We start from the raw sequence: 12,635 nt of genomic DNA on the forward strand, positions 1-12,635 counted from the left end.
TTAAGGGTTTGTCTCATTCTTGGATTGCCGTACGCCAAACATAATGAAATCCTTGAATTGCCGGTCCATAACCCGATCTTCCTCCGTAACCACACCCCCCCGCTGATGAGTAATAATGACGGCTTTTTGTAAATACATGAAATACAGGTGGGTGGACTTGTGCAGAATGTCCAGCCACTTATTTTTTTCCTCCGGAGCGACTGAAATTGTCTCAAGGAGAATTAACCGTGAATACCAGCCTTCCATAGCCTGCTTAAAGTCAGGAAGTTCCGCGGGATTTTTGGAAAGCGTGCTGTAGTAAACTCCAAAAATGGCATCATAGTAGATCAGGGCTTCCTGATGATCTCTTAACGCCAGATATTTATCGAGAATGTTCTCCAATGACTGTACAGGGTGTTCAAAATCAAAATCAAACAGCAGCTGTCCAAACATCCGCTCCAGATTTAGGGCATAAATTTGAGCGGCTAACTCTTCCTTGTCCTTATAATGATGATACAAAGTACGCCGGGAGATGCCGGCTTGTTCCGCAATCTGTGCCATATCCGTGCGCTCAATACCTTGGGCACAGAATAAGCTAAGCGCTGTATCCTTAATGATCTCCCTTGTCATTTGCATTTGCTTTTCCCGCAAATTCATTGATATTCTCTCCTGTCTTGTTGCAACTCTTCCGCTGCTTCTAGCACTATTTCTGAGCTGGCTTCGAATTCATGAGGAATTTGCTGCCCACTGAATAGGGGTTCTGCCGGTTGATCGCATCACCTAACCAATTCAGAAGCTTCACACCATCCTGTTCAGCCTGAAAGAAGGTCTCTCTGGTGGCAAAAGTGTGCGGAGTTGTACCCGTCTTTGCGTTCAGTCCATAGTCGGTGAGATAGTAATAATAATTAGGTAAAGTGGCTGCCAAAGAAGAAACAGATTGCCGCATTTCCTGTGACCACTCATTAATGATGCTTTGATCTCTTGGCCCCTTGTAATCGTTGATGTTGTTCTGAAAGTGGATCAGAATCTCGTCAAATACCGAGTAGGATTGCAATATTATCGCATTCACAGGAAGTAGATGGCCGTTCGCTTTAAAAGCTGCCCCGATGATATCCGCTTCAGGGGCATATCCGAATTTCTTCACGAAGTCTGCCTGCCATTCCTGCTTCACAACATTTGGCCACTTGTCTGATTTCAAGAAGGAACTGTCCGAATATTGGAAGATCTCGGAGTCCTTGTAGTGAGAGGCGATCTCGGGAGCCCAAAAAGCGGACCCAAAGCCACCAGCACTTTCGCCAGCAATCAGTAGTTTGCCGGGTTTATCCACGTTGGCATATATCCAATCGAGGCTGCTTCGCACATTATTGCTGCCGTTATAACGCATAGTAAAGGGGCTGCCGTCCTCTTTTTTATATTCAACCGTGCGGTTGCCGATATGGAAGTCACCAGTTGAATAGGGAAGATAGACCACATTCCAGCCATGAAAAGGATTGGCAGGGTTATCCGTATCCATCATGCCTCTCAGCAATGTCAGCATATAGAAGGGGATGTTGGGGAAATAGTTGCCTGTATCTCCACCTTTAATAAAGTTCATAAGCTTGATGGGGTGTGCTGCACTTTGGGCATCCCAGCTGGCCCCGCCCCCGGAAAAGAAGATGATCCAGTTATTATTTTCACCCTTTTTATTCCACAAAAAATACTCTGATCCATCACTTGATATGACATTTCCGTCTAGCGTGACTTTATTCCACTTGTAAGGCTTCACTTCCGCGATTTCGGGGGTGGTAGTCGCCGGTCTTTTGATTACAAAAGCGCTGATTGCAAACATGGCAATCAAAACAAGGCTGAATAACCCAATACCTGTGAATATTGTGATTTTCCTCATTTTTCTCATATCCATCTCTCCCTTACTCGGAGTATACGTCAAGATTACTCATTGCACAAGGTGTATACTTAAAAGCATAAGAAACAATCGTGAGAAAATATATAAAGAGGTGTCCTACGTAACCTTTGATCTATGGCTACAGGGACACCCCGATTTTTGTATGTTACTTTATTTTTGTGTATTACTTTATTAATTTTTCTGCTTCGATTTCAAATGTTTTTAGTTCGTAAGGTTCAAGTATAAAAGTAATGACAGGTTCAGTGTGGACTTCCCCTTCAGGACGCTCCATTAGATTACACTCTTGCCACGAAATAATATTCAAGTCGCTAGTCATATCAATTTGCTGGCGGCTTCCGGAATAGTCGTGTACACGTACGATTAATTTTTGACCATCCTCAGACTTCTTGATCGCAGAAACCATAACCGTCTGTGTAGAAAGGCGAATAAGCGACTTGGTTGCTACTTCTGCTTGCCCCATGGTGCTCCGTAGAGGGTTGTTGACGGACCAAGCTTGACGGACGGTGTCACCCTGTAGCCAATCCCCAGTATGAGGCAGGATAGAGTAGGTGAAAGTATGTTCGCCTTGATCCGCTTCAGGGTCAGGGTGCGTTGCCGATTTGATTAAGGATAGACGCATCACATTATCCTTGATGTCATAACCGTATTTGCAGTCGTTCAGCAAGCTAACGCCATAACCACGATCTGATAAATCTGCCCACTGATGCCCCACAGTCTCGAATCTAGCGTAATCCCAGCTAGTGTTCCAATGTGTTGGACGCGTAACATTACCGAACTGGATATCATAAGTGGCTTCGGTAGCTCGTATCGCAACAGGGAAAGCTACTTTCATTAGCTGTTGTCGCTCATGCCAGTCTACCTTCGTCACGAAATCGATACGACGATGGTGTGCATGTAAGATCATTTGCTGCTTAATCGTGGAATCCATATAACTCCATGTGAATTGTACAACACATCGCAGTGAACCCTTTTCTATGACTTCAATGCTGCGGCAGTCGGTGACTTCACGTTTCTTTTGCTGATAGTAGATGTCAATGTCCCAAGCTTCATGGGCTAGGGGTTTATCTTCAAACACTTGGAACACGTTACCGTGACTTCCGTTTGCTAATACTTGTCTTTGTTCATTTATATCATAGATGGATACTAATTGACCTTGTTCGTTCCATTCAATTTCGAAGTGAGGCGTTGAAATTCCTGATTCATTTAGCTTGAATGGAGCGCTTAGAGACTCGGAATTCACATCTTCTACGAAGGAAATGGTTGTGTATCCGAGAGAAGGAATGTTAGATACTTCAACGATCCAGCGGTCACCTTCACGTTGAGCTTGTAGTTGTTTTCCTTCTGAGCTTATCCAATGTCCTGTTTCCATCCCGGCTTCAACAGTAATTTCTACGAGTTCTGTCAGCTCCCAAGCAGCATTGTTCCAGATCGTATATTTACCGGCTTCATTTCCGCTCACAAGTGCCTTACTGGATTGCTCCCAGACAGACTGACCTATTGCTTCTGCTTGTGCATATTCAATCGTACTGTCTTCATATACTTCACGAATCGAAGAGCCCGGAATAATATCATGGAATTGGTTGCGCAAAATAATTCTCCAGCCCTCGTCTAAATCGGTCTGACGATAGTTCGACCAGTCACCTGTCATCACACTTTGCAGTGTATTTAGCCATTCCGCCTCACGGTATAGCAGTTCAAGCTTACGGTTCATCCGCTTATTGTAGGCTTGGCTTGTGTAGGTGCCGCGGTGATATTCTAAGTAAAGCTCGCCATCCCATACATGGACATAACGATCCGTATTTGCAACAGTTTCTTGCAAGTTACGGAAGTAGTCTCCCGCTGTTCCTGTTTCAATCTTCGGCAGACCGGGAAGATCGTTTAGCCGACGGCGCATCTCTAGCATTTCACGGTTCACACCCCCGCCACCATCGCCATATCCGTAAGAAAGTAACAGATTGCGATTCACTTCTTTATCCCGGTAGGTATCCCAAATTCCTTTTACAGTCTTAGGAATAATCCGGCCATTATAAGTGTAGAACCAAGAATCTTCTTCGGACCAAGGCTCTGGCGTTGTAATAAAATGTGTTAACACCTCTGTGCCATCAATCCCACGCCATTGAAAGGTATCATGTGGCATCCGGTTATATTGATTCCAGCTAATTTTTGTGGTCATGAAGGTATTAATTCCTGATTTTTTTAGGATTTGTGGCAAGGACCAGCTGTAGCCAAATACGTCCGGCAGCCATAAATAGTCACATTCAACCCCAAATTCATTACGTAAGAAGCGAGTTCCATACAGTAATTGACGGACTAGAGACTCTCCTGAGGTCAAGTTGCAATCTGCTTCAAGCCACATGCCGCCGCCAGCTTCCCAGCGTCCTTCAGCCACACGTTCACGAATATTTTCGTAGATTTCTGGATAGTCATTTTTGATATATTCATAGAGTTGCGGCTGAGTCTGTAAAAAGGTATAGTCCGGGAACATTTCCATCAGACGTAGTACGGTTGAGAAGGAACGCGCACATTTCTCACGGGTGTGTTTCAATTGCCACAACCAAGCCACATCAATATGGGTATGGCCAATACAGGTAACGGTGACGGGTGAGGACTTCTCCATTTTATTAATTTCATCACGCAAATAATTGCGGGCTTCCCCGATCGAAGCGTAGAAGTTGTCTGAACCTGGGCGAGACCAGTCGATCAGAAGAAAGGAGCGGTCCACTGTACTCATAAGTTGTGTATATTCTGGAGTTTTGGCATCGAGTACGTTCAGCGTCTCAACTACAGCAAGCGCGGTAAAATAGAAATCATCCGTTGGTTCATCCAGCCAACAAATTTCAGCCATGCGAATGCCATGTGTCTGATCCTTTTTAGGGCCGCCTCCTTCGAGTCCCGACCATAACCGGAAGGTCAGTGGAAGCTGAGTGCCTACCGTTTCATTTGGCAAGAACACTTCGGTATGATTGGAATCTACACCTTGATAGGGTTTGCCGTTGAAAAAGAATAAGGATTCAAATCCGGAGTTGTTTCCAGCACCCGTCTCGCCAAAATCAAATCGACCCAGTACTCTACGGCCTGCCCAAGTGGCGGGTACGTCTATATTTGTCGTTAGCCATAAATACAAATCGCGGCCTTTCCAGGTATCGCCAACTCGTAGCTCAGACCATTCTCCATCCACGGGCGGTTCGGCTGCAATTTCACCTTGTTCGTCAATCATTGAGTTGAAAAAAGGAATGTGTATACGATCCCGGTAACGATATTCGGAAATTTCGTTTAGTTGGGAGTTGAGTTTGCGTTTGGTTAGAAACATGAGTAATAGCCCCTCCAATATGTTGATGGGGGACGAGGAAATTAAGATCTATTTGGGTTATTATAGGTTTGTTTGGGGGGTAGAAATCAACTATAGACGATTTTTTGTGAGTTGTAAACTCTCGATGGAGAGAAAAGTTGGAGCGCTAGATTTTATAAATAAAAAATGCATGCGCTTCCATTGCAGAAAAAGAAGTGTGATGTTAAGCTTCTAATCCTAAAGGTGATATTCAGAAAGAAGGTGGCTTTGTTGAATGTAAAGAAATTTTATCAAAACCATTTGCAGAAAAAACTGTTCAATAAAATATTAGCTATATACTCTTCAATCATCATAATTACGTTAATAGCCTCTTCCATTACCGTATATAAATACTATGAACAGACGATCACTCGCCAACATGTAGATGCCAATCGGGAGGTGCTGGATTATGTAAGTTTGTATATGAATCAGCAGTACGAAAGCATCCAAGTGGCTATCCAGCAAATATATAGCGATGCCTCTGTCAGTGAGGATTTGTCCTACTTTTTGCAAAATGATTATGGGGATTATCTTAAATACCGTTTAGATCAATATGCAGATATAGGGAGCTCCGTTCCTCATACGTTCGATACGTATTTCAAAACCTATTTGAATCAGAAAAATGGGATTTATGACGTTATTTTGTACAGCACAGAGAAAGAATTTTATTATTTATATAAAAATAATACCCGACAATTCTATTTGAGCGACATGGACGGACCTAAGCAAAAATTATCCTTACCGAAGAATGGCTGGGTCTCGCATGAAACCAAATTAGTGCTTAAGGAAATAAGAGAAGACAATAACAATTTGTATACAATGACTAGGGAGATTAAAGATCCGATTACACTGAAAACGATCGGTATGCTCATAGTAGATTTTGACGCGGAACTTATTTCAAAATGGCTTGGCACAAAAGTTACAGAGAATAATGGTCAATTGTTAGTCTTAACCCCAAGCGGTGACGTTATATATGATTCATTGGGAAGGTATATGGGACAGCGATATCCACATATCGATGCGCTTCATACGGATGGCTGGACAACACTGGATGAGATCTCCAAGGTTAACTTAAATACAACGAACAGCTCAGGTCTTATTATGGCAGGAATCATTCAGAAGTCACAGGTCAACAACGAAATGAAAACGGTTCGAACTTGGATTATCGGAATTACCACAGCGCTTATTATTACTGCAATGTCTTTTACATACGGAATTATTTTACGTTTCTCTAAAAAAGTGAAGATCATTGTTAAATCTATGAAGCGCTTACAGGAAGGTGATTTGAGCACACGTATTCACCTTAATCGAGAAGATGAATTGCAGCTAATTGCCAACAATTTTAACTATATGTGTGAAAGACTAGAACTCTATATTAACAAAGTGTATATTTCGGAGCTTACCCAGAAAAATGCTGAGCTAGTTGCACTTCAATCACAGATTAATCCACACTTTTTATATAACACACTTGAGGCGATTAGGATGCGGGCAATTACGCAAGGAGCGAAGGATGTAGGTCAGATGATTTACATTTTATCGACATTATTTCGAACGATGATTAAGAAAAGTATGGTCGTTACAATATCTGATGAGATTGAATATTGTAATTTGTATCTGGAGTTGTTCCAGATTAGACATAAAGATAGGCTCCAAATCGAATCACAAATAAGTCCAGCTTCCATGAATTGTTCTATCGTTAAATTGCTTATTCAACCGGTTATTGAAAATTATATTGTTCACGGATTTAGACCTGACCGTTTTGGCAATCTCATCCGTATTGAAGTTACTGAATCTGGCGGGGAAATTCAAATTGCTATAAGTGATAACGGAAATGGAATTACTCCCAGCAAGCTAACAGAGCTACAGCAAATGCTTCAAGTCAGTATGAGAATGGATGAACCTCCTTCTTCGGTAGGCCTATGTAATGTGAATGAACGAATTAAACTTTATTACGGGACTGAATATGGATTGACGATCGCCAGTGAAGTAAATAAAGGAACAATAGTCATCATGAATATACCAGTCGTAAGGGAGAGTACTAATAATGCACAATATACTTATCGTGGATGATGAACCTCTTATTCTTGAAGGATTACGTTCAGTGATTGAATGGGAGAAATATGGATTGAGAATCGCGGGACAAGCGACTAATGGGGAAGAAGCTTTAGAATTTCTGCGCAATCATAACGAAGGGATCGACATATTAATTACTGACATTACGATGCCCAAACTTACGGGACTTGAACTGATTCAACAAATAAAGGTTTTTGATTCAAAAATGAGGTTTATTATCTTGAGTGGCTATGAGCAATTTGAGTATTTAAAAGCTGGAATGAGTCTAGGCATTGAAAATTATATTCTCAAACCCATTAATATAAATGAGTTGGAATCAACCATTGAACAAATTGTTGAAGTGCTGAATCAAGAGGATGTTGAACAATTTCATGCTAAAGAGGATTGGCAAGTTCTGCGCAACAATATTCTAAACCGCTGGGTAACTGGCAATATAGGCCGGCAAGAGCTACAGCACCGTTCAAAAGTCTTAAATATCTCACTGGATTGTTCATTTTTTACGGTGGCTGCGATTCGGCTTATCACTGAACAGGATGACGATGAGGGCCAAGATAAACTCCATAGGAATCAGCTTATGGATGAATGTTATCGTATCGCTGTGAAGTCATTAGAGCAACTTGGAACCGTTATTGTATTTAAAGATATGGAAGGTGATCTTGTTCTTATTATTGCTGAGCGGGCTGAAGCTGAGAACAAAGAAGAGCTTTATTGTGTACTGGAGCAAGTACAATATGAGATTATGCATGAGTTGGAGAAGTCTGTCTGGATAACGATAGGGAGTAAGGAGCATGCTTTTCAGGAAGTCCCCAAAAGTTATAAAAAGGCGAAGAGTTTATATGTTGATCATCTTATGCTACCGGGTTACCCGATTATAGATGTGGAACAACTATCAAAGATGGTTCTGCACGAGGAGAAGCTCGAAATTGATTATGAGGAATTCACCAAATTATTATTATCTGGGGACCGGGAGGCTACGAACCAGTTTATCGCAGAAACGTTCGAAAAGCTGTTTGGCTGTGGCATGATTACCCGCATTGATAATTACAACGTAGCGATTGAGTTAATGTTGATTGCTAAGAAAATGGAGAAAAACTCTAATTTTAGTGCCGTGTTTAATCCATTGCTGCGCATACATACTATTGAGCAATTGGTGCACCATGTGCAGGAAAGTGTGAAAGAAACGCTGGACCAATTATCATTAGTAAATGATGAGCTCAGTCCAAATATGAGATATATGGTTGATCAAGTAAGCAAACACTATAGAGAAGAGCTATCCCTGAAAACGCTCAGTCAGCGTATGGAAATGCATCCCAATTATTTGGGGCAGCTATTTCAGAAGGAAATGGGCCGTAGTTTCTCTGATTATGTTAATCAATTTCGAATTGAAAAGGCAAGACAATTGCTGCTTCAAACTACGTTACTAACCAACGAAATTGCAGCTGAAGTAGGATATCCGGATCCAGCATATTTCTATCGCCAGTTCAAAAAATCAGTAGGTGTATCGCCAACAGAGCTTCGGAATATGTACAAAAAAGCAAAATCCTAAAATAAAGGAAATGTTCCTGGGTATCGCGTTCAAGTACGGGTTTCATGGACGTTGATAACGAGAATGTTTCCTTTTTTTTTTGCTCAAATTTAAGAGGAAATAGACTTTTTAAATGTCCTTTCTGCTGTGGATCTTTAATTTTTACATCTGATTCTGGAGTTTTTCAACTTTATGAAACCGCTTTTATAGCGCAGAATTAAGGGTAGTTAAAGGGGCGAGGGAAAAAGATCTAAGGGATATATAGGGGTTGTTTGGGGATAGAGAGAAGGGGGATGTGGAATAATGCCTGCATTTTTCAAAAGTTTAATTAAGGATAAAGTACTCTGGTTTATGGTATTACCAGGGACATTATGGTTCCTGATCTTTTGCTACTTACCGATGTTTGGAACAGTAATTGCATTCAAGGATTTCAAGATTCATCGGGATGGATTCTTTGCAAGCGTTTTAAATAGTAAGTGGATTGGCCTTGAAAATTTCAACTTTTTGTTCTCGACGGAGGACGCCTATATCATTACAAGAAATACGATTCTTTATAACTTGGCGTTGATCTCTCTCGGTTTAGTTCTTGCGGTGGGCATTGCGATCACCTTGAATGAACTTGTGAACAAACGGATGGCTAAAGTTTATCAAACGGCGATGTTTATGCCGTACTTCCTTTCTTGGGTCATTATTAGTTTCTTTACCTTCAGCTTTCTGAGTGTAGATAAAGGAATATTGAATCAAGTGGTTGTTTACTTCGGCGGCGATCCTATTTCCTGGTATGGGGATACTCGCTTTTGGCCATATATCCTAATTTTCATGGGGATTTGGAAATCAATTGGTTACTCAAGTGTTGTTTACTTAGCGGCTATAGCGGGTATCGACAAGTCCTATTATGAAGCGGCTATGATTGATGGGGCCAGCAAATGGCAGCAGATTAAGTTTATTACACTTCCTTTGCTTAAACCTTTAATGGTAACGCTAACGATTTTAGCGATTGGTGGTATTTTTAGATCGGACTTCGGTTTATTCTATCAAATCCCTCGGGATTCAGGTGTTCTATACTCCGTAACGAATGTTATCGATACTTATATTTATCGAAGCATGAGTACGACAGGTAATCTAGGAATGAGTACAGCAGCGGGTCTATATCAATCGGTTGTTGGATTTATCATGGTGCTTGTAACGAATTCTATTGTGAAAAAGATCAGCAAAGAGAATGCGATATTCTAGAAAGGAGTTAGTGACGTTATGGCAGTATTCAAACGTAAGCCAAAAGAAATCGACAACAACGCCATTACTCCTTTATGGAATGTGGTACTCAATATTATAATTGGCATCTTCGCTTTTACTTGTGTGTTTCCGTTCTTGTTTGTGATAGCGATTTCTTTTACAGATGAAAAAGTACTTGCTTTAAATGGATTTAGCTTGTTACCCAAAAAATATAGTTTAGCAGCTTATCAGTTTGTTTTTAACACAGGTGATCAACTACTTCGTTCCTTTGGAGTTACTTTGATGGTTACTGTACTAGGTACACTCATTAGTTTATTTCTAATAACAACTTATGCGTATGTACTCTCTCGAAGATCATTTCGCTATCGTAATTATTTCAGCTTCTTCGCCTTCTTTACGATGTTATTCTCAGGCGGAATGGTTCCTAACTATATCGTGGCTACGCAGTTTTTACATCTGTACAACACGATATGGGCTTTGATATTGCCAATCGCGATGAATGCATTCTTTATTCTAGTAATGCGGACCTTCTTCCAGACTAGCGTACCTGATGCACTCGTTGAGGCTGCCAAAATTGATGGGTCTGGTGAGTTTCGGACCTTCCTGCAAATTGTACTTCCCATCTCTTTACCGGGGATTGCAACGATTGGATTGTTCTGTACGCTGGGCTATTGGAATGATTGGTTTAATGCCCTGCTGTATATAGATGATGCGAGTCTTGTTCCACTCCAAGCGATGCTGATGCGAATTCAGAATAATATGGAGTTCGTCATTCAGAACAGTATGCAGATGGGATCAAGCTTTGAGATTGCTGCAACCTTGCCAACAGAAACCGTTCGTATGGCGATGGTTGTACTGGCGACCTTGCCTATAGCACTAGCGTATCCGTTCTTCCAAAAGTATTTTGTACAAGGTTTAACCGTGGGCTCTTTAAAGGAGTAACACTACTAAGATGTATTTATTCGAATCGCTAGGACAGGAATCGATATAAATAAAGCGTTCATTAATCTAAAGGGGGAAAATAGAAATGAAAATGAAAAAAGGCTTAACACTCGCTCTTGCAGGGACAATGCTTTTTTCTGGCCTTCTAGCTGGATGTGGTTCGAATAATAATACAAATGCTGCTAAAGAAACAAACAATTCAGCGGCAGCAGGTGATTCAGCAGGGAACACATCAGAATTAAAGCCATATGAGCTGAAGATGTATTTAATTGGTGGACCTCAAAAGGATTTGGATCTTGTCTTAAAAGAAGTTAATAAATATACCCAAGAAAAAATTAATGCGACGTTGAACATTACGATGTTCGATTGGGGCGATTACGATAAGAAGATGCAAGTCATCACCGCTTCTGGTGAGCCTTATGATATTGCCTTTACCTCTTCTTGGACAAATGACTTCCGCCGTAACGCTGCTAATGGTACGTTCTTGGGTCTGAATGATCTGCTGGATAAGTATGGTAAGGAAACGAAAGAGGTTTTGGACCCTCGTTTCTTAGAAGGAACTAAGATTAAAGGTGAGATCTATGGTGTTCCTGTAAATAAGGAGCTTGGACAGCAATGGGTATGGCGCTTCAATAAGAAATATGTTGATAAATACAACATGGACATTTCCAATATCCGTACATTGGATGATCTAGAGCCACTGCTTAAAACGATTAAAGAGAACGAGCCGGCTGATATTACACCGCTAGCTGTTCCTAAAGGCTTTAAACCATTTATGCCATTTGACTATGTACTAGGTGATGAGTTACCTATCGGGGTCTATATGGATTCCACAGATGGCAAGGTTGTTAATATTCTGGAGACACCTGAACTTGCAACATCGTTAGATACGATGCGTAGACTTTACACAGCAGGTTACTTACGCCCAGACGTTGCGACACTTGAAGGAATCGATAACATTAAGACCGGCAAATGGTTTGCCGATCGCGAAATCACACAACCTTATGCAGAAAAAGGTTGGTCTCGTTCAGCAGGTTATGAAATTGTAACTTCACCTATGCATGATCCTTATGTATATACACAGTCCGCCGCAGGTTCGATGCACGCGATTTCCGTAACCTCAGGTGATCCTGAGCGCGCGATGATGTTCTTGAATCTTTTGAATACAGATAAGTACTTACGCAATTTGCTCAACTATGGTATTGAAGGCACTCATTATAAGAAAATCTCCGACAATGTCATTGAAGATCTGCCAGCTATGCAAGATAGCTATGCAATGCCAGGCTTCACGCTTGGGAATATGTTATTGACTTATCTGCATGCTGATGACCCTGCTGATAAATGGGATGCTTTTAAGAAGTTTAATGATTCTTCAAAAGAAGCCCCTACCTTCGGTTTTGCATTTGATCCTACACCTGTGAAAACAGAAGTAGCGGCCATCAACAACGTAACTAAAGAATTTATGCCAGCGCTGTACACAGGTTCTGTTGATCCTAAAACATATCTGCCAAAAGCAGCGAAGAAATTTAAAGAAGCTGGATTGGATAAAGTCATTGCAGAAGTTCAAAAGCAACTTGATGAGTGGAACCAGACAAAGAAATAAGCTAATGAACGTAACACGCCTAAGATTAATCACTAAAGGTAACACAAAT

8 protein-coding genes are annotated in these 12,635 nt (G+C 41.2%); 5 read left to right on the forward strand and 3 right to left on the reverse strand.

The genetic code is table 11. The annotated features are described in order from the left end of the window. The 3 genes from NSQ50_RS10600 to NSQ50_RS10610 form a co-directional block, all read right to left on the reverse strand. Positions 1–636 carry a TetR/AcrR family transcriptional regulator gene (locus NSQ50_RS10600; protein ID WP_051491631.1) on the reverse strand — a complete coding sequence of 212 codons (636 nt, stop codon included), beginning with the start codon at positions 634–636 and terminating at the stop codon, positions 1–3. Between the two features lie 46 nt (positions 637–682). Continuing rightward, positions 683–1,873: a pectin acetylesterase-family hydrolase gene (locus NSQ50_RS10605; protein WP_256717120.1), complete on the reverse strand. Its 1,191-nt coding sequence runs from the start codon at positions 1,871–1,873 to the stop codon at positions 683–685. 172 nt (positions 1,874–2,045) lie between these two features. Further along, a complete protein-coding gene (locus NSQ50_RS10610) occupies positions 2,046–5,192 on the reverse strand; it encodes an alpha-mannosidase (RefSeq protein ID WP_038569952.1) in 3,147 nt (1,048 codons plus the stop codon). Between the two features lie 249 nt (positions 5,193–5,441). Here NSQ50_RS10610 and NSQ50_RS10615 point away from each other — a divergent pair, with 249 nt between their 5' ends. The 5 genes from NSQ50_RS10615 (at position 5,442) to NSQ50_RS10635 (ending at position 12,586) form a co-directional block, all read left to right on the forward strand. After that, positions 5,442–7,280 carry a cache domain-containing sensor histidine kinase gene (locus NSQ50_RS10615; protein WP_162164294.1) on the forward strand — a complete coding sequence of 613 codons (1,839 nt, stop codon included), beginning with the start codon at positions 5,442–5,444 and terminating at the stop codon, positions 7,278–7,280. Beyond that, positions 7,255–8,829 carry a response regulator transcription factor gene (locus NSQ50_RS10620; protein WP_036689621.1) on the forward strand — a complete coding sequence of 525 codons (1,575 nt, stop codon included), beginning with the start codon at positions 7,255–7,257 and terminating at the stop codon, positions 8,827–8,829. Before NSQ50_RS10615 ends, NSQ50_RS10620 begins: the two co-directional genes overlap by 26 nt. Before the next feature lie 282 nt (positions 8,830–9,111). Continuing rightward, on the forward strand, positions 9,112–10,041 hold the full coding sequence (locus tag NSQ50_RS10625; RefSeq protein WP_036689622.1) for an ABC transporter permease: 930 nt from the start codon (positions 9,112–9,114) through the stop codon (positions 10,039–10,041). A gap of 18 nt (positions 10,042–10,059) precedes the next feature. Continuing rightward, positions 10,060–10,983: a carbohydrate ABC transporter permease gene (locus tag NSQ50_RS10630; protein ID WP_076225127.1), complete on the forward strand. Its 924-nt coding sequence runs from the start codon at positions 10,060–10,062 to the stop codon at positions 10,981–10,983. An 85-nt stretch (positions 10,984–11,068) separates the two neighbouring features. After that, entirely contained in the window at positions 11,069–12,586 is a 1,518-nt protein-coding gene (locus NSQ50_RS10635) for an ABC transporter substrate-binding protein (protein ID WP_036689624.1), read from the forward strand. Positions 12,587–12,635: the final 49 nt, after the last annotated feature.

It is taken from the genome of Paenibacillus sp. FSL R10-2788, from assembly GCF_038003885.1.
GTDB lineage: Bacteria > Bacillota > Bacilli > Paenibacillales > Paenibacillaceae > Paenibacillus_AQ > Paenibacillus_AQ odorifer.